Source organism: Phyllobacterium myrsinacearum, assembly GCF_014138285.1.
Classification (GTDB): Bacteria; Pseudomonadota; Alphaproteobacteria; order Rhizobiales; family Rhizobiaceae; genus Phyllobacterium; species Phyllobacterium myrsinacearum_A.
In genome coordinates, this window is record NZ_JACGXN010000016.1 from 74,206 (window position 1) to 94,222 (window position 20,017).

Genomic DNA, 20,017 nt, shown 5'->3' on the forward strand with positions numbered 1-20,017 from the left:
TCATTATTGATTTACTATTAATCACAATTTCTCGGAGATATTATGAGCACTCGCAAGGTCAAATCCAAAGCAATTCGAGCCGGTTACGATTGGAGCATCCGCATCAACTTTGCAGGCTCGAGTGTCAGTTTCCCCTCGACGGCAACATTCGTTGCTCAAGTGCGCCGAGATCCGACGGCAACGGATATTCTTGCGACGATGACGACGGCTGACCTCGGTGTGCAGCGCGTAGACACAAACACGATTGATCTTGTGCTCGCCGGCTACAAGACAGTCAACTGGCCCGAGCGCACCGCTTACATTGACGTGGTGCGCACTGACGGCGGAATTCAGCATCTTGGCTTCTCGCTTGCGGTTCCCGTTATCCTTCCAATTACTCGAGGCGTTTCATAATGGAAGAAATTCGCGTTAGCCTCGGCATTCAAGACTTAGATCTTGAGGGCAACGGTCCGGACATGGCCGAAATCACGATCAACACTGACGCCGCTTTGATCGAGATTACCGGTAATGGCCCAGACCAACCTGAAATCATCATTCAGCCGTCCGGTGCGCCTGGTCCAACCGGATCGATCACGCCTGAGCTTGTTGCTTTGCGCAACGAGGCAAATGCATCCCGCGATGCGGCGCATACCTCTGAAGTGAACTCTGCTGCGTCCGCGACGACGGCATCAGGCGCAAAGTCCGATGCGGCTGCATCTGCGGCAGCCGCCAAGGCATCAAAGGATACCGCGGTGTCGTCGGAAGCCGGGGCCATCTCAGCAAAGAACGCCGCGTCCGCTTCGGCGACCGCAGCTTCTGGGTCCGCCACGTTGGCTGATCAAGCTGCTGATGACTCGGTTGCCGCACTTGCCGCATCCGAAACTGCTCGCGATGTAGCGGTTCAGGCTAAATCAGATAGCGTGTCCGCCCGGAACGAGTCTGTTCAAGCTCGCGACCAAGCTGTGCAAACGGTGACCGATATTAATGCGGCACGCGACGCGGCAATTGCGGCGAAAAATGCTGCGGCAGCGAGCGAAACCAACAGTAAGGCCAGTTCCGAAAGCGCTTCAGCTTCCGCAGCTTCAGCCGGTTCGAGCAAGACTGCCGCTGAAACAGCGGCTACTTCCGCAAACGATGCGAAAGCCGCGGCAGCTCAGAGCCAAGCGAGTGCGCTAGAAAGCAAGAATACTGCCTCACAGGCGGCGTCCACGGCGACAAGTGCGCGAGATAGTGCATTGGCCGCTCGCGCAGACGCAGCGGGTGCCAAAGATGGTGCCGTTACTGCGCGTGGAGAGGCCGAGGCATTCTCTCAGACGGCACTTCAGGCGAAGAGCGAAGCAGAAGCCTCGAAATCCTCAGCGCATCAATCCGCTCTCGACGCCGCAGCCAGTGCCACTCAAGTCGCTGACAAACAGGCAAAATCAGAAAAGAACCAACCTGGCGGATATGCTGGGTTGGATGCCACTGGTAAGCTCGATAAAGAACAGCTTCCGCCGCTAGGTGGCCTAGCTGGCAAAGAGAGTATTTCAACGGGCGATATCGATAATAAGGCGGTTACGCTTGCAAAGCAGGCCGACGTGGCGTCTGGCGTTATTATGGGCCGAGTATCAGCGGGCTCGGGCTCTCAAGAAGCGTTGACGAAAGCTCAGGTAAGAGATGCTCTCAGCATCTCCAACGTCAACAATACGTCCGATGCTGATAAGCCGATCTCGACTGCGCAGGCAGCTGTAAATGCTACCAAAGCGCCGCTCGCTTCGCCAGTTTTCACAGATACTCCAACAGTTCCGACTGCCGCAGTATCGAATGACAGCAAACAGATTGCGAACACCGCTTACGTTCAGCAGGAGCTGCGCAAGCTCATCGGCTCAGCTCCAGCCGAACTGGACACAATTTATGAACTTGCGGCAAAGCTGCAGGAGAGTGGATCCGCCATTGGTGCCATCAACACTAGCCTAGCGCTGAAGATGGAAAAGGCGAACAATCTTTCGGATCTGGCCGATGTTGCGGTCGCTCGCACGAACCTTGGTCTCGGCACAGCGGCAACGAAAGCTGTTGCGGATTTTGCGGCTTCAACCCACGATCACGCTGCCGCTACCGCTTCGGCATCCGGATTTATGACGTCCGCGCAATTCACCAAGCTTAGCGGGATCGAAGTAAATGCGGATGTAACCAAGCAGTCCAACGTAGTTGCGGCGCTCCAAACTCTAACCGTCATTGATCCTGCAGACTCAACAATGATGTTCGGTCAGGATCGAAAATGGACTTGGCTGTCCGCTAAGAACCTTTTGAAGAACTATTTTGATACCATCTATCAAAAGGCATTGGGATACGTTGCCGTGAATAAGGCCGGCGACACTATGACCGGCAATCTGTCCGTAAAGGTCGGAACAGGCGGCTCCGTCCAGCTGTGCGGCGCGGTAGATGCAAATCCTGGCTACGTTTCCTTCCATAAACCTGACGGGACTCGCGCCGGATATATCGGTTACTATAACGGCACGCGCGTTAACTTGGCAGCAGAGGGCGGATTTACCGGACACAACTTCAACGGTGACATAAATGTTGACGGTGGTCCGATCTATACAAAGAATGGCTTTTACGCACGAGCCCTATCTGCGGCTGCAAATGCTCATCTGTGGCTGCAAGGTCCAGGTAATGAAGATCGTGCCGTCATTTACGCGGATACTAACAACAATCTCAATCTCCGAGTTGCTGGCTGGGCAAACTGGCAAATTCGCGCAGATAATACGCTCGCAGGACATCCAAAGGCAGCCTGGATGGGGCAAAACGATGCTGGCGCTTCTTTACTAATTCAGAACAATGGCGGCACAGGTGACGCCAATCTTGCGATGCAGGCCTTTGTTTGCACCGGCGCATACGGCATTAAAATAGGACTGCGCGCTGACGGATATTATGGTCTCGGCGGTTGGTCCGCTGCGCCGTGGCGTTGGTATTCCGCCCCGAGCGGCGACATGACAGCATCGGGAAACGTAATTGCATACTCTGATCCGCGCCTGAAAGACGATGTCAGTAATATTGAAAATGCTTTGGAAATCGTTCGAAAACTGAACGGTGTTCGCTTCACCTGGAATCACAAAACCAAATTGATCGGCCGACCGGGACAGCGAGATATCGGCGTTCTGGCTGACGAGGTTGAAGCCGTTCTTCCTGAGATCGTAGGTCGTTCAATGCCGGATCAGGACAATGACAATGAGGAATGGAAGATGGTCGCTTACGACAAGATGGTGCCAGTCTTGATCGAAGCTATCAAGGAATTGGCTGAAAAAGTGGAGCGCCTCGAAAATGACGCTGCCTAGTTCCGGCGCAATGCACGCCTGGATCATCAACGGTGAGCTAGGGCGTGCAGGAAACGCTTACTTTCATATGGGAGATGGTGCCACGCGTGCACTCGCAGGAGTTCCGTCCGGTGGTTATGGAATGAATAGCTTCTTCGGCAAGTCAGTCTATCGGGTTGCCACCATCACCTGCGGCACGGACACCGTAGGTGGATATGGTTATTCCAGCGAAGGCATCCAGATGGGCAGCATGAACCAGCAGCCGGATCCAAGCAGGACAATCACGCAGGCGGGTTACAGTGTTGCTGGTCAGATCGTCATAGTGTTCGTTGGAAATCACGTAGCTTGGGCAAACTCCGTTAATGTGATCATCGACGGTGTGGCAAGATCTAAAAATGGTGCCACTTATGACAGCTATGATAGGACGTCGATCGTTCTACCAGGCTTTTACGGTTGGTTAAATGGCGAACAGCACACACTCACCTTCAGCTAAGACAATCTCCAGACTGGATAAATAATGAACTTTAAATTCCGTCGCGACTATCAGAACAAGCAGGATGAGACGATCACGGTCCTCTACATTCCAGAAGACGCGCGATGCAATCCGCTCGCGCTCGTATTCAAATATAGTGATTTCAAGACACAAGAAGAACTGGACCGCTTCATACTTGCGCACGCGCCCCTAGAAGCTTGGCAACGCGCCATCGACAACGCGAACCAAATTGAGTTTGAGATTGGCAACGTCGAGGCGACTGCAGAAGACGTCCAAAAGGCGCGCGATGCGCTTGGGTCGACTGCGACTGACATGCAATCAACGGTCGAGCAAAATCTTGAGTCAAGTAATTAATCAATCAACACTGACTTATTTATTGTAGATCAATCAACATTGATCGACTATCATGAGAGGGTAAATTGCATCTCCCATTTGGAGCTTTCCATGACATCCCAGAAGAGAAAACCCGTCGCTCGCCAAGATCGCCGGAGCAAACGCGATTATTCCAACGACAACTTTCTTACGCTGGTTAAAAAGGAGTCTGAACAGCGTCGCCGTCCGGTTCAAGCCATCAAGGGTGAAATCAAGCCGCTTAATGACAAGCAGCGGGCTTATGATGCCGCAATGAAATCCTCCGATGTTGTATTCGGCATTGGACCAGCCGGCACAGGCAAGACCTGGTTCTCGGTCGTGCGTGCAGCGCAGGCTCTACGAGATGGAGAAATCGAAAAGATTGTTCTTACTCGTCCAGCCGTCGAGGCAGGGGAGACAATGGGCTTTCTACCTGGCGAACTAGAGGAGAAGTTCGAACCCTATATTCGCCCAGTGCGTGACGCTCTCGAGGAGGCTCTCGGCTCATCCCACGTTGAAATGTATTTAAAGAATGGCAAGATCGAGGCTCGGCCGCTTGCCTACCTACGTGGGGCTTCGATTAAGAATGCCTGGCTAATCGCCGATGAAATGCAGAACGCGACCATTCCGCAATTTAAGATGCTTCTGACCCGTATCGGCGAAAGTTCCAAGTTCATCATCAACGGCGATCCGCGCCAGAGCGATCTTCCGGCTGGCAAGTCCGGTCTCTTAGATGCTGTTCGCCGATCCAAGGGCTTCGCCGAGGTTTCGCTTGTCGAGTTCGGTCATGACGATATCGTCCGGTCTGGATTGTGCCAGAAATTTGCGCGTGCTTACGACACTCCTGAGAACGATTGCTATAACGCAGTATGTAATGAAACAGACAGCGGATTGCATCGGACACTGACTTATGGAGTTAACACGTAATACACATGACGCCAGAATGTCGCCCCTAGAGGACGACATTCTGGTTTGGCACATCGTCGGTAAACCTTTGCTTGAACACGAACTGGAGCTCTTCGCATCCAAGTGGTTCGACTATCGTGAATTGACCCCGCTCGCGGCAACCCGCCGTTACATCGACGTTTACGGGGAAATCTACAAGCGCCATTTCGCCGAAAATCTGGACAGCAGAGCCGCTCAATATGTCAAACCACTCACTGTCGAAAAGGTGTTTGACGGTCTTGCCCAAGGCTTGCGCAAATACAAGCGATGGTTCATCGGATTTTGGCGTGGCCGCCAGGTCGCTGACGCACTTGGGATGCCCTATCATCTCTACATCGACCTCGCACTGAAGTTCCGGATGCGATACTGGAATCAGCGCCACCTTCCACAGCCGGAACATCTATTTGGCGAACTCGACGTCGAGAAGATTCAAAAGCGTTGGGAGGAGATGCAGTCAACGCGTCTCTATCTGTCGGACGAGCCAGCTTACATAATGCAAAATTATCGCGGAATCGGCCATCAGGACGATTATCACGAGTGGCTAATGAAGCAGGCGGGACTGCGTTCCAATCCGCCTGAGTTTCTGGCGCGTTTTGTCAATGACGACTTGCTGCCCTTGGAGAAGATTGAGAACCGCTATGACGATTTCATGGTCGAGCGCGTCAATCGCTATCTCCAGTAACACTCCTACGAGCAAACGCTATAATTGAACACAGACGCACGATAAGCGAAGGATTTTGATATGCGCGAACAATTCAACAAACAACAGGTTTTCGACCTTCGAGACAAGCAGGCTGCACGTCCTGTGCGTCAGAAGCTCGGGTTTCCTGGCAAGAGCAAAGAGAAGCGCTGGTCCCATCAGGATGATCTGGATCGCCTCGTTGGTAAAGAAATCAGCGTTGCGATAATCCTGTCAGGTGTCGAAAAGTATGTGAAGGGCACGCTACTTGCTGCCGATCAATACTTCATCAAGCTATCACTTCCATTGGTGGATTTGATGACTGGCTCTCCGGTCGATAATTCTATTCGTGTATATAGTAAATCAATTATTATTTACTTTTCTGAGGTTAAGTAAGTGTCGGAAGTCGAGGAGCTAGAAGCGCCAGCCACAGAGACGACGGAAACCGAGGCGACGAAGTTCGACTTCGACAATGCTTTCCAGCGCAAGGTCGCGGCACTCACGATCCGCGACACGAAGTTTGCGCAACGCACAAAAGACCTGATCAAACCGGAGTATTTCACGGAAGACGCGATCGGCACGGTCGTCAGCATCGTTCATAATCACGTGAAGGATTACAAGGCGGTTCCGGATCTCTCGATTCTGCCAACAATCATTCGCGATGCGATCAGAGCTAAGAAGATCCGTTCGGATCTGGTCGAGGGCGTGAAGGAGATCATCAAGTTCTCGCTGAAGGCTGATCTGTCGAACCCCTTGTTCGTTACCAACAAGGTAGTCGATTTTGCGCGTCATCGCGCAATCGAACAGGCAATGGTCGATAGCATTCCCCTTCTGGAGAAGGGTGACTTTAAAGCGATCGAGGCGCTGCAAAAGAAAGCACACTCGGTTGGTGCCCAAGCTGATGGCCAAGACTACGATTATTTTGAAGAGATCGAGAGCAGAACCAAGCTGCGCGATGACTTCAAACATGGCCGCATCCTCCGGCGAGGTATAACGACCGGCGTGTCCGAGCTCGATGCCCATCTTTATCATGGCGGATGGGGTCGGCAGGAAATGTCGTTGCTCATGGGCGCCGCCAAATCCGGTAAGACGCTCGGCCTCGGTGAGTTCTCCAAGAACGCTTCTCTGGCCGGCCACAACTGTTTCTACGCATCCTGCGAAGTGTCTTGCGAGATTATCTCGGATCGTCTCGATGCCGCGCTCTCAGAGACCGCTATGCGGCTTTTGAAGGACGACTACGAGACCGTTAAGCGTAAGATTAAAGCGGCGCAGGCGAGGGCCGGCAAGCTTTTGATGCGCAACTTCGCTTCTGGTGCGCTGAAACCAAGTCAGTTGCACCGGATCATCGACCAGCTGCGCGCCGATGGAATCCTGATTGATCTGATCACGGTTGATTACGCGGACATCATGGCCGCTGAATATCGCTCGGACAATCTGATCGACAATATGCGCGCAATCTATATCGACCTACGTGCGATCGCCTTTGAATTTGATGCTGCGATGCTCACCGCTACGCAAACGAACCGCGAAGGCGCCAAAGCCTCAACAGCGAAAGCCACAGACGTTGCGGAAGATTTCAACAAGATCCGGACAGCAGATGTGGTGATTTCAATCAATGCGTCGGAAGAAGAACGCAAGTCCAATGAGACGCGCCTCTTCTTTGCTGCCGCCCGTAACTCGGAAGACGGCTTTACGTTGCGTTTCCGCCAGGATCGCGAGCAGCTTCGGTTCATCAAGAGCTTTCTCGGGAAAGAGTAGATGGAAACCAAAGATATCATCAAGGAATTTGACCTCGAATATCTCTTCGAGGTCGAAAGCCTGCCATACAAAAAGGCGAGAGGGCGCTCTGGCATGCAGATCAACGCCAAGCATTGTCCTGCGTGCGGCGACTCCCGCTGGCGTGTCTATCTCAATGCCGATTCAGGCGTGGGAAACTGCTTTGTGTGCAACAAGACATACACCAAGCTTTCTTTCATCCATGAGCATCTGGGTCACGGTGACAAGGAATGGGGTGCAACGTTCAAAGCCTGCAAGGATATGCTCAAAGACATGGGTTATCGACCGCGGCGCACGATCACGGCGGCGGTTATTGATACGCCGACCGTTAAGCTTCCATATTCCTTTGCACTACCTACCGACGAAGGAGAGAACCTTCAATATCTTGAGCAGCGCGGTATCGACGCTTCAATGGGGAAATATTTTCACCTGCGCTTCTGCGAATACGGCTTTTGGCAATATGTGAACGAAGACGGCGAGAAAGTAATGCAGCGGTTTGACAACCGCGTGATCATTCCAGTCTATGACATAGAAGGAGATCTCGTCACGTTTCAAGGTCGTGCAATCACGACGGATAGCGAGAAGAAGTATCTCTTTCCCGCCACACTTCCAGGCACCGGCCGCTACCTGTTCAATGGACAAAACGTTCTTGCTACAAGTGAAGCCGCTATGGGCGAGGGTGCTTTCGACGTTGTTGCCATGAAGATGGCGTTTGATGATGACAATGCGCTTCGTCATGTCGTGCCGATTGGGTCCTTCGGCAAAAACCTGTCCTACGGAACACTCGACGGCAATGATCAACTCGGTGCGCTCGTTAAGCTAAAGGCGAGGGGACTTAAGCGGTTGACCATAATGTGGGACGGCGAGCACAAAGCCCTAATGTCGGCGTTGAATGCTGCAAAGCTGGTCTCCGGTATCGGTCTCCAGGCGCGCATCGCACTGCTACCACTTGGCAAGGATCCGAATGAAGTGCTGCCGGAAGTGGTGCGACGCGCATACTTTGAGGCAGTCAACTGGTCGCCAGCGCTCGATATCAAATGGCGCCTTCGAAGTCCCTACCCGGTAAAGTCATAAATCAATCATTATTGACTTACTTTCCTATTCAGAACTTGCTATAAACGAAACAACACAGAACACAGAGAGAAACAGAATGTCGGTATATCCTATCGATCTTAAGCGAGTATCGCTCGACCACATGGGCGGCACAAAAAGCTATCATTTCATCCTCGCGATGAATGCAAAAGGTCAATCAATATTGATTAGACGTTGGGGCAAGGTCAAATCCGAGGGTCAATATAGATTTGAGAAGTTCGCCGATCGTGCAAACGCAGAAAGAGCATTCGGCAAAGCAATGGATGAGCGTGAGCGCAAAGGTTATGCAGTCGTCAGCCAGAGCGAAACATTCGCCGCTGACAAGGATTCCAACATGACTGCCTTCGGGCGCATGGTGTGGGCCAAGCTTCCTGGCGATGTTGTCAATTTTCTCGATCCGGCAATTGACGTGACTGGTCGCAAAGCTGCGCCGGTCAATACGATGGATGAAGACTTCAATCGCCTGCCGGAACAGCCACGTGGCATGACTTACACGTCAGAGCAGATTGCAGCGGCCGAGGAAGAGCGCAAAGCCGAAATCGAGCGTCAGAAGCAGTCCAAATACTCAGCGAACCCGAACTTCGGGAGATTCTGATGGGCGACATTTCCGATGATATGCGCCTTCACGCCGAGAGTGTGCGACACGACGAAGCCTGCCTCGAGGCCGTTCGGTCTCTTCGAAAAGAACTCAAGGTGCTTCTGCGCATAGATCATGCCGAGAACAACGCCATCTTTCGCGACAATAGGGCCAACCTGCTGAAATCTCGCGACGACCTCGACATTCTCGAAGCAATTGCGAACGAGACAGGTCGGGTCGACGCAAACATACGCATCATCGTTCGACGCGCGAGACGCAAAAAGACTGCGTCAGCGGAAACCGTGCGCTCAGAGCGCTATCGCAACTCCAATCCAAATTACGGGAGGTTCTAATGTCGGGTTCAGTTCTCACATTCAAACGCACCAACCAGGCCAAATTCAACTGCCCGATCTTTGGTGTGGAAACGAGGGTCGCCGCCTGCATGCAACTTCGCGATCGGGTCTGGGCTGGCTTCAAGCCTCCGGTTCGCAAGGGCTGCCAAGCATGTATGTCGGCCGGCAAATGTCCGATGGCAAAGCTGGTAGATAAAATGATTTACGGCAAACACGACAAGAATGCGCCAGAGCCCTACGCCTCGACCGAGCCGAAGACTGTTCGCCTGCGCGACGATCTTCTTGAGCGCGTCCTCCCAATTATCGTGCGCGATGGAACGATGAACAACTTTGGTGTGCCGGCCAAAGAACGCGCTCTGATTGAGACGGCAAACGAGCGCATCCGCAAACAGATGCAGCATGCGCCAAGCGCTATCAGCGATACCTCTGTTACCCGTCGCAGAACAACCCTGAAACCGTCACCGGCTTCCGAACCAGCCAATGACGATCTTATCGATGCAGCTTCGTCCGGAGACATGGCTGCGGCTCTCAACGCGTGAAAGGCGTCTAAAAATGAATGACGGATTCCAAGCATATACACTGATCAATTTGATTGCCAATACACCAGGGCGGCTCGAGAAAGAGCGTCTGGTTGGCGAGCTCGCTAAGCTCGAAATTGGACAGTTCGTTCTTAAATGGGCCTATGATCCATTCATCACGTTCGGCGTATCCTGCCCGAACCCTGATGTATTCGGCAAAATGTCGTTTAAACCAAGTATCGTGGAGCGCATCCTCAATAAGCTCGCCTCGCGTGAATTGACGGGCCATGCTGCGCAGCGCGAGATTGCCGAGATCATGGAGTATCTCGATGAGGCCGGCGCAAAGATGTTCTACTGGATCTTGTCGAAGGATCTTAAGGCTGGCATTTCCACCACGACGATCAATTCAGTCATCCCCGGCCTGATACCGGTCTTTGCCGTTCAACGTGCGCATCCTTATGAGGAAAAGAAGGTCAAGAAGTGGCCCGTTGTTGGTGAACCAAAGCTCGATGGAATGCGAGTGACGTTCCGGGCCCGAGAAGGTCATGGTGGTTTCTTTTCACGATCCGGCAAGCGCTTTCCCGCTCTCGACTTTCTGGTCGAGCCTGTCATCCAAACTGCGTTAAAGGTGCTCGCCACGAGCAACAATGAAGCTCTCCGCTTTACGCTCAGCACGCGGCCTGGAGATCTTGCCAGAAATGCGCGTGAAGATTTGAATTTCATGCTCGACGGAGAAGTCATGACTGGTCTCTTCAATACTACTGGATCCGTTCGTCGCAAGTCGGAACAGGCCGAGGGAGCTGAAATTCATCTGTTCGATCTACTGTCCGGCGCAGACTTCGACGCAATCGGCAATTCTGGTCCCGAGTGGAATGTTCGGCGCAAGATGGTTGAGGAGTTTCATCGCACAGCTCGCGAAGCTGGTATTGATGCGATCCAAATCCTTCCGCGTTACTTTCTGAATAACGATGCTCAGGTTCAGGAGTTCTACGATAAGTTCTCCAATCGCTCGCTTGCGTCCTATTTGGCGCGAGGCAACGCAGAACGTGAGGCGGAACTCGTTCCCCTGACGATGGATAATGCGACCGGCCGACCGAAAACCCTTGAAGGGATGATCGTCAAGCATACGGACGCCCAGTATGAGAAGCGCAAGTCTTACACCTGGATGAAACTTAAAGGTGAGGAGACAGAGGATCTTAAAATTATCGGCGCTTATCCGGGCGAGCCCGATACGAAATACGAGCATTGTCTGGGAGGTCTGTCGGTTAATAGATCCGGGGTTAAAGTGGATGTCGGCGGTGGTTTCACCGACGCAGAGCGCGAAGAAATTTGGAAGCTTTACATGGAAGATCAAGCGGCTGCGCTCGCAGGCGACATGACAATTGCCATCAGCGGCGGCTGGAAGCTTCTTGGCCGTCTCATTGAGGTCAAGTTTCATGAGGTCACGCCCGATGGATCCCTTCGTCATCCAGTATTCAAATGCTTCCGTGACGACAAAGACGGCGAAGTCGAAAAGGTGGCGGCTTGACGATAATAGACAAACGTCGCGTGCGGTTCGCCAAATAGCGTCAAATAAATCTGCAGTCCCTCTTTTGCTTGCTATAATAGAATGCAGAACTTGAATCCCTGGTGACTTGGGTAAAGTTACACCTCTCTGTGTCCAAGGGCCGCTTCTCCTCCCCTTACAAGCGGCCCTTTTTTTTTTCATCAATGAGCTTTCTTGCGGCGCATGTATCTGATGACTTCGGCCAGATCTATCTGCCCGCTTTCAATCATCCGCACATAATTTCGGAAGTATCCGCCCGGATTCTTGATTTTCATTTCACCAGACTGATCCGCGGAATAAATTTCAAGCACGACGAAGAACGCGGCCGACGCTCGCAATGGGCCAATTTTCTCCATAGCTTCGTCCCAAGCGCTCCGGTGAATCCCAATTGCACCTCGCAAGCCCGCGGCAGCCGATAGAAGTTCTCTATCGTTGCCCACAGATTCAACGTATCCAAAGGCGTCCGGGCATGCAGCGCACAAATCAGGCAAGTTGATTTCGCTTTCATTATCTCTTTGCCGTTTGTTACAAGACTGGTCAGGAGAATCTTTGTTGTTCTCAATGAGACGGCTGTTTTTGCCGCCACAGGCGGCATTATATCTATCTTCAAGGGTAGTTTTCAGACTTTGCCACAGAGAAAGCACAGGCTCTACGGGCTGCGACGACGTTCTACGCGGCGAAAGCGCTACTAGGCGCTCATACTCGGCTTGCAGGTCGCTCGTGTCGATACTCATCTCCAATGCACTGAGAGCATACAGCGCTTCCTGAGCAGCTCTCCTGCAGATCGTAATCTGATCAAACAAGGCCATGCGAGCCCGCTGGAACTCGCGGATAGCATCCGTGCGCGCCTGCAGTTCATCTTTCCGCGCCAAGAGAGGGGAGAGATTGAAGCCATAAGCATCGAGAATCTGACCCTGCTTGGAGCGCACAGCAAATCGCTTTCCGTTGGCACTATCGCGCGCAAGGATCACACCGGCCCGGATCAACTCCCCAATCGCATATCGGATAGCGCGGTCGGAGAGTCCCGTTCGATCGGATAGGAACTCGTTGGAAGGCCAGACCAGGTAAAGACCGTTGATAGGCTCGCGAAAGAACCCGACGAGCTGTGATAGAATGGACCTGGCGGATGGGCGCAGTCCCAGGGCAATTGCTGCCAGATGCGCGCTCTCGAATAGATCCTTCTTGGTGCCGGCATCTTCCGGCACATAGCTGTCCATTGCCGGCGCTATACGGCGCCAGCCCGAATGTCCCTCGGTTCTCAAAGTCCCGCTCCTCGCTAAGACAAAGCTTCGCCGATCACCGGAAATCAGTGTTGACAGTGATTCGGAAAAGTGGGAGAACCTTATTGTTCGGGTGGTTCGCCACTTTCTATTTCAAAGCCTCGAAGGTTCCAGCCTTCGGGGCTTTTGCTTTGTCAGGTTACATTTTCAATTCCTCATCAGCGACTTTGCGCATCGTCATACGGATTGCATCCGCGCGGGTGGTTACGCCCAACTTTTCAGCTACCTTCTGAATGGCCTGCTCGTCTTCCGGCGATAACCAGATGGTCGCCTCGCGGAAACCCTCCTGGCGCTTCTGCCGACGAAAAATAGCCATTCTCTGCGTTTCTGATCCACTCATGTCCGACTCGCTTGCTGTCACGTAACAAGTAGCGCCGATTCTGCTACCTGTTGCAATAGGGGTTTATTAACCACGAACAGACTTCCGCGATTCACGAGAAAATGCGGCATAAGATATATTATGGAACGAGCGGATTTCACAGCTTCGATAGGAGCTATTCAGGAAGAGCGTTTATATCAAGCGATCGGCAACTGCTTTCTGAAGTTGATGGGCCAATCGTATTTGGAAAACTAAAAGTCAGGTTCTTGCGATTGAAGACCGCCGAGTAACCGTCATACCAGGGGCAGGTCAAATAGTCGCCATTTGCCTTGCAAGGAATCTCTCGCCCACCGCCATCGGGAAATATCCAAGTTATTGCGCCATTATCAAATCTGTAGGTCAACAGGAAGCGTTGGCCCACTTTAAAGGACAGCTCTCTCATCTGGTTGGAAACAACACGGCAAATCACGAGACCTGCTGGCTCAGCCGCTTGAGCTCCGGATACGGTAAGAGCAAATCCAACACAAAGCAGAGCTCTAAGCATTCATCATTCACCCTTCAATTCTTGCTGATATCTAGGGGTTTGCAACGAAGCCTCGCGAACGCTTCTTTTGCATCCGTCGCCCAGATAAACGTATCCGTTTTGGTATCGAAAACGTTGTTGCGACCGAGCACGGGCGAAAAACACGTAATGAGATTGTCGGATCTGCTACATTGCTGTGTGATCGCAACGCCAGACTCTGAAATCCAAGTCAGGTATGGAAAGTATTTATCGACACCAATGACATACCTAGCGCCCAACTGCTCATTTGAGCCAGTTGGGGCCTTCTCTACCACGCATGATAGCAAGCCGGTTGAGGCTTGAGCCGATAAAGATAGAAGCACAAACCCCACAACTAAGAGCGATCTCAGCATTTTAATTTTCCCCACTTGAATCCTTATAGTCGTTATTTTGAATCCTTGGAAGTGAATGACGAATCCTTGCAACCCGTTACAAATTGTCAGAGGAATATAGGCACGCTTATAAATCATTATTGACTTATTTTAGTGACTGGCGCTATTTTGCCGTCGTAAACAGAGAACAGCCCATTAAGAGACTGCTATAAATATTATTGAAAGCGACGTGTTGGTGGTGCTCACGAAGCTTCATAAGAAAGTGCCTAGAAGGGGCAAATATTCAATGAAAGATGACAAGATCCGTCCTTACTCACACACGCGTGTGGTGAAGTTCCTGCAAAAGCGCATGGATGAAATCAAACACCGCAAGAGTCAGTATGATATCGCGATGGAAGCCGGCTATCATAAGCCGAATATCATTTCGATGATGAAGAACGGTGATGCCAAGGTTCCGTTGGAAAAGGTGTTTATCCTGGCAAAGGCGTTCGAAGTCGATCCCAACATTCTCTTCCGCCTGGCGCTCGAACAGAACTTCGGCCAGCAGGACACTTATGCCCTGACGCAGATGATGAACCGCACGATGACGGAAAACGAACTCGCTTGGGTTGAGAAAATCCGTGCATATACGGGCGATGCCGACCCTTCGCTCACTCAGGAGCTCGAAAGTGGTTTGGAGAAGCTGCTCGATAATGCCGAGCGGAAGACAAAGACGCCAGCCTAAAAATAATTCTGAAAACGAATACGGCGCCCTTGTGGTCGCCGTTTTCATGTGCCAAAGGAAATAAATCAATAATGATTGACTTCCTTAACGGTGCGATACTTCTTACTACCTCCCTCAAACTTACTAAGGTCTCTGACATGTCGAATGCTTCCTCTGCTATCCGTTATCAAAATGTGACATTTGAGAATGCCTATTACGAAATCGAAAAACTGGAAAATCACGAGCTTCGTCAACAGGGTGGAGTTGACGTTCATTCCGGGACGCATCCGGTTCACGGCAATATCCATATTATCATCCCTCCAATGGGCGACGGTCTCCTTCTATTGCCATTTGTTATCCAACGATTTTAGCATTATTAATCAATCAACATTGATTGATATCATAAGGACAGAGAGAACAGGATGAAGCGGGAAATTATAGAACTTCGGGAAGTCATCACGAAGCTTGTTCCAATGCTCACGGCCAAGAAGGTCGTCGTGACACAACGCGGCTCAAGGGCCTACGTGTCAGTCAATCCTCGCACACGCCAACCCGAGCGCGTCAACATTCCGAATGTCTCCGACACGGCCGATGCAAGTTTCATCCGCGCGATTCAAGGATTCATTGATCATGAGGTCGCGCATGTTCTTCTGACCAACTGGAAGGATTACCTTGTCAAAGGCGATGCACATGATGTGAAAAACAAGCGACTGCAGGATCTCGTCAATATCGTGGAAGACACGATGATTGAGCGGGAGATCGTCAAGATATTCCCAGGCTCGCTCAAAAATATCGCAGACCTGCGCAAGCACTTTGTTGATAAGATCACCAAGCCGGCCATGAAACTGGTCAAAGGTGACGACAAGCAGGAGTTTCGTATTCTGCTTGTGCCGCTCATGCGCGCTCTCGCCGGTCATGTCGAGTTCCAAGCATATATGAACGAGGAAAAGCTCTGGGATCAGCCTATCGTAAAAGCGTTCGTGGATGCCCTCCCAGAGACGCTGAAAAAGGCACTTCCTAAATTCAACGCGACAAAACAGTGTCGTGAAGCTGCCGAGCTGTTGGAAAAGATTCTCTATCCAGCGCCACCTCCGCCGCCTCCCGCGCCGAAAGCAGACCCTGAGCCTAAGAAGGAAGAAAGTGAAGAAGGCGGCGATGGTCCTGGCGAAGGTAAGAAACCGCATGGCGAAGACTCGGAAGAGGCGAGCGGCGGGGAGTCTGGCGAAGCGAAAGATGCTGCGGATGGCGGAGCCAAGGCTGCTGGTAAGCCCAAAGGAAAAACACCCGAGAAAGATATCGAGGTAGATGCTTTCGACGACGAGGCGTCGAGCGATGACGAACCTTCTGAACCAACGGACGAAGACGAAGATGACGATTTCGGCGACCCACTCGCCGGAATGGATCATGGGATGGACGATGATGAGGGCTATGATGCACCGCCATCAGATCCCGATGGCGAAGATGACGGCGACGTGGATGATGAATTAGATGACGGCGATAGCGGCTCTGGCTCCGGTGACACAGAAGAAGATGCAGATGGCGCAGAGGACGAGGGCGAAAGCAGCAGCGGCCGCAGTCATTCTGACGAAAAACGTCAAACATCCATTGATGAAGAAGACCCGGAGGGAGACTCCGAAAATGAAGGCGGAGTTGGAAATGGTGCCGCCGGCACCAGTGTCTTTGACCACGAGTTCAACGACGAGGACTTCTCTGATCTGGATCTATCCTCCAAAATGGCCGATGAGATCACCAAGGGCGCTGTCCGCGACTTACACAGCGCGCCTTACACCGTCTTTACCCGCGAATTTGATCGGATCGAGCCTCTTGATCTGAAAGACGCCAATATTCCGGATTCATGGGTTCCAAAGATGGAAAGTGAAGTGCGCTCAATGGTTGGTCGCATGCAGAAGGATATCGAGCGCATGATGGCCTCGCAGAGCCACGTCATGCGTATTCCAGGTCATCGCAGCGGTCGCTTGCACGCACCTGGTCTCCATCGCCTTACGACAGGCGACGACCGCGTGTTCTATCGCAAGCTCGAGCATCATTCAAAAGACACGGCGGTCACTCTTCTGATCGATATTTCCGGATCGATGGTAAGCAACAACAAGATCGCTACGGCAATGGTAGCGGCCTATGCGCTCTCGACAACGTTGGAGCGAGTGAGCATCGCCCATGAGATGCTGGGTTTTACCACTGCAGGTTATGGCGCTCTTCCGCGCACGCTCCAGGAGGCGATCGCGGATGAAGCACGCTCCTCCGGTATTCGCTGGGCGCGCACGTGTCCAATCATCATGCCCATCTACAAAGGTTTCGATGAGCGCGTGACGTCAGAGGTGAAAAAGCGCGTGGCTTACCAAGCGTATGCGCGGCCAGGCATGTTTAATAACGTCGATGGCGAGTGTGTCGAATACGCAGCGCTTCGCCTGATCAAGCGCCAGGAGAAACGCAAAGTCATGCTCGTTCTTTCAGACGGACAACCGGCCGGCGCAAATCACAGCGACGAACGGCATTTGATGGATACCGTCAAGAAGGTCGAGAAGATGGGTATCGACCTCGTTGGCATCGGCATCATGGATGCGTCCGTGAGCAAATACTATCCCAACAACGTGGTGCTGCGCGATGTGGCAGCCCTCCCTGGCGAAGTGATGAAGCGGTTGAAAGCGATCCTCTCTTAAGAGGAGATTGTTAATCGTCATTTCCCATATAAGTAAATCATTATTGACTTGATATCCTAATCAAAAGTCAGTAGTTATTGAAGACAACACAGCGCAAAGCGCACAGAGACGGAGAGAGTTTCACATGGAAGATGCAGAGTTGGATCGGTCGCGTATCGTTTGTCAGATCGACGGGGTCGAGGTTCATTCTATCTCGAACCACATCAAGAAAAACTATAGCGACCCGACCAAAGATTTATGGACCGTCGAGCGTTACAAGACGGAATACCCCGATGCGCCGCTCTATTCAAAGTATGCGCTGCACCTGATCGCCGAAGAGCGCAAACGCTCCGCCGTGTCTACTGCGTCGGCTGATCCCACCGGCACCAAAAGCCGTGCGAAAGGTCTGTTTCATGAGGTCTTCAGCATGGGTAATGCGAAGGCGGCCAAATCGTCGCTCGGCAACCCGATTGAGGTTTCAATCCTCGCCAATCACCAGCCGGAAGTCGTTCCCTACCTCGAGCTCGTGGATCCGGACTACGTTTTCAACATCGATCTGACCAAGACGGTCATGATGGCGCTTGAGCTTGGCAAGACGCTCTATCTCTGGGGCTATCATGGCACAGGTAAATCATCATTGATTGAACAGGTGTGTGCTCGTCTTCGCCGCCCATACATGCGCGTCCAGCACACTCGCGACACTGAAGAGGCTCACATTCTCGGTCAGTGGGTTGTCGCCACGAAGGAAGTCGAAGAAGAGGTGATGGACAAAGACGGCGTCCTTCAGAAGACCAAACGCTATATTTCGCAGACTGAGTATCAGCTCGGGCAGCTCGCACAGGCAATGATACACGGCATGGTCTACTGCGCCGATGAATATGACTATGCGATGCCAGGCGTGATCGCCGCATATCAGGCAGTCCTCGAAGGCAAGCCACTCGTCATCAAAGACGCACCTGCTGAATATCGCGTGATCAAGCCGCATCCAGAGTTCCGCTTCACTGCAACCGGCAATACGAACGGAACGGGCGACGAAACCGGCCTTTATCAAGGCACGATCATGCAGAATGCCGCCGCCTATTCGCGCTTCGCGATCACTGAGGAAGTGACATACATGGATGCTGCGACGGAGCAGTCGATCCTCATGTCCAAGACCTCCGTGGACGAGGAAGATGCATCGAGAATCGTCCAGTTCGGCAATGCTGTGCGTGACGCCTTCAAGAAAGGCGAGCTGACAATGACCTGCTCGCCGCGTGAGCTGATCAACGCCGCAGATAACGGTCTGAACTTCGGAGGAGACTTCATCCGAGGCATCAAGCTTGCGATCACCAACCGCTTCTCCCGCGTCGATAAGGCAGTGGCGGAGCAGTTTGCGCAGAGGTTGCTCGGCTGATGATCGACTGGAAGGAAAGTGAGCGGAACGTCAATTCGTTTGCTGATCGGGTAATGCGCCGGCTTGAACGTGCCGGGGCGCCCCTTCACCTGCGAGAAGATATCCGACAGGAACTCTGGATCGCCTGGTGCAAGGCGCGCGACAGTTGGAACCCTCAAAAGCAAGCTGCATTCCCGACCTTTCTCTACAACGGGATGAAAATGCACATCAACCGTTGGGCCGAGAAGCACGTCAGTCGCCGGTTTGCGGAAGTCGTCGCCAAGTCGATCGATACGCCAATGACCGAGGACGGCGCAAAGCTGGAAGAAATCATCCCCTCGGCCGATCCCATGCCGGGTTCAGAGTTTGAGGAAAACAATTACTGGGAATACGCGATCGCACGCCTGAAGCCACGCGCCAAGCTGTTCATTCAATTGCTGCGCGATCCACCGGCGGAGCTTCTAAAGGAAGTTGATGCGCTCGACGCCAGAGCCGAGTTCGGCCGTTCCCGAGGCCATACAACATTTACCATGGGCGGTGTCACGACGACGCTGATCTTCGATCTGATGGGTGCGCCGCGCTCAGAGCGGGTCAAGATTGCCGCTCAGATCCGCGAGGCCGGCGAAGAAGCAAAACGGAATGCCCATAAACGAGTGCGAGCAATATGACCGATACGATCCCTCACTTTGCGCCTGGCTGTTTCGGCTCCGCGCTTTCCTTTGACGATGCCCATCCCGTTTGCCGCGGATGCGCCTTCCAGGAACAATGCAAGCCGCTTCATGCGACCAACCTCTTCGCATTGCGCGCAAGGTGGGGGATCACGACGATGCCTGACGCGCCAAAGGGCGCAACAAAGACCTCTCCGGTCAATCCGGGCGAGCTTGCTCTGCCGAAAAAGACCCAGGAACTGGTCGATCGCCTTGATCGCTCTAATCTGAACGTTACCGAAAAACTGCAGAAGGGCGAGAACCCGTTCGCCGGCACCCTGCCCTTCATGCGCATCGTTGCGCATCTTCTTATCAAACTCGATCGCCCACTTACGCGCCAATTCGTTGCCGCCGCGTTCATGACCAAATTCGACTGGCAGCAAAATACAGCAGACGCCCACGCTCGCATGGCCTTCCAGGCACTCGAGCATATTGGCGCAGTGCGAGAAATGAACGGCACTATTCAAATCAAGAGGACTTAAT

Annotated in this window: 22 protein-coding genes; 19 read left to right on the forward strand and 3 right to left on the reverse strand. The window is 52.6% G+C overall.

The genetic code is table 11. The features are described from left to right. The first annotated feature begins 42 nt into the window (after window positions 1–42). The 13 genes from FHW16_RS26595 to FHW16_RS26655 all read left to right on the forward strand — a co-directional run bounded on the left by FHW16_RS26595 (window position 43) and on the right by FHW16_RS26655 (window position 11,584). A complete protein-coding gene (locus tag FHW16_RS26595) occupies window positions 43–393 on the forward strand; it encodes a hypothetical protein (RefSeq protein WP_182552294.1) in 351 nt (116 codons plus the stop codon). After that, the gene (locus tag FHW16_RS26600; protein ID WP_182552295.1) at window positions 393–3,293 is read left to right on the forward strand and encodes a tail fiber domain-containing protein; all 2,901 of its coding nucleotides are present in this window, start codon (window positions 393–395) and stop codon (window positions 3,291–3,293) included. The genes FHW16_RS26595 and FHW16_RS26600 overlap by 1 nt, the downstream gene beginning before the upstream one ends. Beyond that, window positions 3,280–3,765, forward strand: coding sequence for a hypothetical protein (locus tag FHW16_RS26605; protein WP_182552296.1), 486 nt, complete (start codon window positions 3,280–3,282; stop codon window positions 3,763–3,765). Before FHW16_RS26600 ends, FHW16_RS26605 begins: the two co-directional genes overlap by 14 nt. A gap of 24 nt (window positions 3,766–3,789) precedes the next feature. Beyond that, window positions 3,790–4,119 (forward strand): hypothetical protein, encoded by a 330-nt coding sequence (locus FHW16_RS26610; RefSeq protein WP_182552297.1) that lies wholly within the window; start codon window positions 3,790–3,792, stop codon window positions 4,117–4,119. Window positions 4,120–4,209: 90 nt separating this feature from the next. Next, a complete protein-coding gene (locus FHW16_RS26615) occupies window positions 4,210–5,043 on the forward strand; it encodes a PhoH family protein (RefSeq protein WP_182552298.1) in 834 nt (277 codons plus the stop codon). 16 nt (window positions 5,044–5,059) lie between these two features. Then, a complete protein-coding gene (locus FHW16_RS26620; protein WP_182552299.1) occupies window positions 5,060–5,743 on the forward strand; it encodes a hypothetical protein in 684 nt (227 codons plus the stop codon). Between the two features lie 60 nt (window positions 5,744–5,803). Further along, window positions 5,804–6,136, forward strand: a complete 333-nt coding sequence (locus tag FHW16_RS26625) for a hypothetical protein (RefSeq protein ID WP_182552300.1) — start codon at window positions 5,804–5,806, stop codon at window positions 6,134–6,136. Then, complete coding sequence (locus tag FHW16_RS26630) at window positions 6,137–7,498, forward strand: DnaB-like helicase C-terminal domain-containing protein (RefSeq protein WP_182552301.1); 1,362 nt, start codon at window positions 6,137–6,139, stop codon at window positions 7,496–7,498. It abuts the gene before it with no gap. Beyond that, window positions 7,499–8,590: a DNA primase gene (locus tag FHW16_RS26635; RefSeq protein WP_182552302.1), complete on the forward strand. Its 1,092-nt coding sequence runs from the start codon at window positions 7,499–7,501 to the stop codon at window positions 8,588–8,590. Between the two features lie 76 nt (window positions 8,591–8,666). Then, window positions 8,667–9,203 (forward strand): WGR domain-containing protein, encoded by a 537-nt coding sequence (locus FHW16_RS26640; RefSeq protein WP_182552303.1) that lies wholly within the window; start codon window positions 8,667–8,669, stop codon window positions 9,201–9,203. After that, window positions 9,203–9,538 (forward strand): hypothetical protein, encoded by a 336-nt coding sequence (locus FHW16_RS26645; RefSeq protein WP_182552304.1) that lies wholly within the window; start codon window positions 9,203–9,205, stop codon window positions 9,536–9,538. The genes FHW16_RS26640 and FHW16_RS26645 overlap by 1 nt, the downstream gene beginning before the upstream one ends. Beyond that, window positions 9,538–10,077, forward strand: coding sequence for a hypothetical protein (locus FHW16_RS26650; protein ID WP_182552305.1), 540 nt, complete (start codon window positions 9,538–9,540; stop codon window positions 10,075–10,077). The genes FHW16_RS26645 and FHW16_RS26650 overlap by 1 nt, the downstream gene beginning before the upstream one ends. Window positions 10,078–10,090: 13 nt before the next feature. Beyond that, entirely contained in the window at window positions 10,091–11,584 is a 1,494-nt protein-coding gene (locus FHW16_RS26655; protein WP_182552306.1) for a hypothetical protein, read from the forward strand. A gap of 179 nt (window positions 11,585–11,763) precedes the next feature. Here FHW16_RS26655 and repC read toward each other — a convergent pair whose 3' ends face one another. From repC to FHW16_RS26670, 3 genes are all read right to left on the reverse strand, one after another. Then, a complete protein-coding gene (gene repC, locus FHW16_RS26660; protein ID WP_182552307.1) occupies window positions 11,764–12,819 on the reverse strand; it encodes a plasmid replication protein RepC in 1,056 nt (351 codons plus the stop codon). Window positions 12,820–13,021: 202 nt separating this feature from the next. Continuing rightward, window positions 13,022–13,198 carry a hypothetical protein gene (locus tag FHW16_RS26665; RefSeq protein ID WP_182552308.1) on the reverse strand — a complete coding sequence of 59 codons (177 nt, stop codon included), beginning with the start codon at window positions 13,196–13,198 and terminating at the stop codon, window positions 13,022–13,024. Between the two features lie 178 nt (window positions 13,199–13,376). Then, window positions 13,377–13,745, reverse strand: coding sequence for a hypothetical protein (locus FHW16_RS26670; RefSeq protein ID WP_182552309.1), 369 nt, complete (start codon window positions 13,743–13,745; stop codon window positions 13,377–13,379). A 579-nt stretch (window positions 13,746–14,324) separates the two neighbouring features. Between FHW16_RS26670 and FHW16_RS26675 the strand changes: the two genes are divergently transcribed. The 6 genes from FHW16_RS26675 (at window position 14,325) to FHW16_RS26700 (ending at window position 20,016) form a co-directional block, all read left to right on the forward strand. Further along, the gene (locus tag FHW16_RS26675; protein WP_182552310.1) at window positions 14,325–14,819 is read left to right on the forward strand and encodes a helix-turn-helix transcriptional regulator; all 495 of its coding nucleotides are present in this window, start codon (window positions 14,325–14,327) and stop codon (window positions 14,817–14,819) included. Window positions 14,820–14,890: 71 nt separating this feature from the next. Next, window positions 14,891–15,169, forward strand: a complete 279-nt coding sequence (locus FHW16_RS26680) for a hypothetical protein (protein WP_182552311.1) — start codon at window positions 14,891–14,893, stop codon at window positions 15,167–15,169. A 51-nt stretch (window positions 15,170–15,220) separates the two neighbouring features. Beyond that, window positions 15,221–17,476 (forward strand): cobaltochelatase CobT-related protein, encoded by a 2,256-nt coding sequence (locus FHW16_RS26685; RefSeq protein ID WP_182552312.1) that lies wholly within the window; start codon window positions 15,221–15,223, stop codon window positions 17,474–17,476. Window positions 17,477–17,600: 124 nt separating this feature from the next. After that, window positions 17,601–18,848: an AAA family ATPase gene (locus FHW16_RS26690; RefSeq protein ID WP_182552313.1), complete on the forward strand. Its 1,248-nt coding sequence runs from the start codon at window positions 17,601–17,603 to the stop codon at window positions 18,846–18,848. After that, entirely contained in the window at window positions 18,848–19,495 is a 648-nt protein-coding gene (locus tag FHW16_RS26695; protein WP_182552314.1) for a sigma factor, read from the forward strand. The genes FHW16_RS26690 and FHW16_RS26695 overlap by 1 nt, the downstream gene beginning before the upstream one ends. Before the next feature lie 158 nt (window positions 19,496–19,653). Next, window positions 19,654–20,016 carry a hypothetical protein gene (locus FHW16_RS26700; RefSeq protein WP_182552315.1) on the forward strand — a complete coding sequence of 121 codons (363 nt, stop codon included), beginning with the start codon at window positions 19,654–19,656 and terminating at the stop codon, window positions 20,014–20,016. The last annotated feature ends 1 nt before the right edge of the window (window position 20,017 follow it).

Coding starts and splice junctions, on each gene's coding strand:
- FHW16_RS26620 (WP_182552299.1), top strand. CDS start 5,060: ATGTCGCCCCTAGAGGACGACATTCTGGTTTGGCACATCGTCGGTAAA.
- FHW16_RS26610 (WP_182552297.1), top strand. CDS start 3,790: ATGAACTTTAAATTCCGTCGCGACTATCAGAACAAGCAGGATGAGACG.
- repC (WP_182552307.1), bottom strand. CDS start 12,819: ATGGACAGCTATGTGCCGGAAGATGCCGGCACCAAGAAGGATCTATTC.
- FHW16_RS26680 (WP_182552311.1), top strand. CDS start 14,891: ATGATTGACTTCCTTAACGGTGCGATACTTCTTACTACCTCCCTCAAA.
- FHW16_RS26625 (WP_182552300.1), top strand. CDS start 5,804: ATGCGCGAACAATTCAACAAACAACAGGTTTTCGACCTTCGAGACAAG.
- FHW16_RS26690 (WP_182552313.1), top strand. CDS start 17,601: ATGGAAGATGCAGAGTTGGATCGGTCGCGTATCGTTTGTCAGATCGAC.
- FHW16_RS26605 (WP_182552296.1), top strand. CDS start 3,280: ATGACGCTGCCTAGTTCCGGCGCAATGCACGCCTGGATCATCAACGGT.
- FHW16_RS26640 (WP_182552303.1), top strand. CDS start 8,667: ATGTCGGTATATCCTATCGATCTTAAGCGAGTATCGCTCGACCACATG.
- FHW16_RS26635 (WP_182552302.1), top strand. CDS start 7,499: ATGGAAACCAAAGATATCATCAAGGAATTTGACCTCGAATATCTCTTC.
- FHW16_RS26700 (WP_182552315.1), top strand. CDS start 19,654: ATGCCTGACGCGCCAAAGGGCGCAACAAAGACCTCTCCGGTCAATCCG.
- FHW16_RS26600 (WP_182552295.1), top strand. CDS start 393: ATGGAAGAAATTCGCGTTAGCCTCGGCATTCAAGACTTAGATCTTGAG.
- FHW16_RS26670 (WP_182552309.1), bottom strand. CDS start 13,745: ATGCTTAGAGCTCTGCTTTGTGTTGGATTTGCTCTTACCGTATCCGGA.
- FHW16_RS26645 (WP_182552304.1), top strand. CDS start 9,203: ATGGGCGACATTTCCGATGATATGCGCCTTCACGCCGAGAGTGTGCGA.
- FHW16_RS26650 (WP_182552305.1), top strand. CDS start 9,538: ATGTCGGGTTCAGTTCTCACATTCAAACGCACCAACCAGGCCAAATTC.
- FHW16_RS26685 (WP_182552312.1), top strand. CDS start 15,221: ATGAAGCGGGAAATTATAGAACTTCGGGAAGTCATCACGAAGCTTGTT.
- FHW16_RS26595 (WP_182552294.1), top strand. CDS start 43: ATGAGCACTCGCAAGGTCAAATCCAAAGCAATTCGAGCCGGTTACGAT.
- FHW16_RS26615 (WP_182552298.1), top strand. CDS start 4,210: ATGACATCCCAGAAGAGAAAACCCGTCGCTCGCCAAGATCGCCGGAGC.
- FHW16_RS26665 (WP_182552308.1), bottom strand. CDS start 13,198: ATGGCTATTTTTCGTCGGCAGAAGCGCCAGGAGGGTTTCCGCGAGGCG.
- FHW16_RS26695 (WP_182552314.1), top strand. CDS start 18,848: ATGATCGACTGGAAGGAAAGTGAGCGGAACGTCAATTCGTTTGCTGAT.
- FHW16_RS26655 (WP_182552306.1), top strand. CDS start 10,091: ATGAATGACGGATTCCAAGCATATACACTGATCAATTTGATTGCCAAT.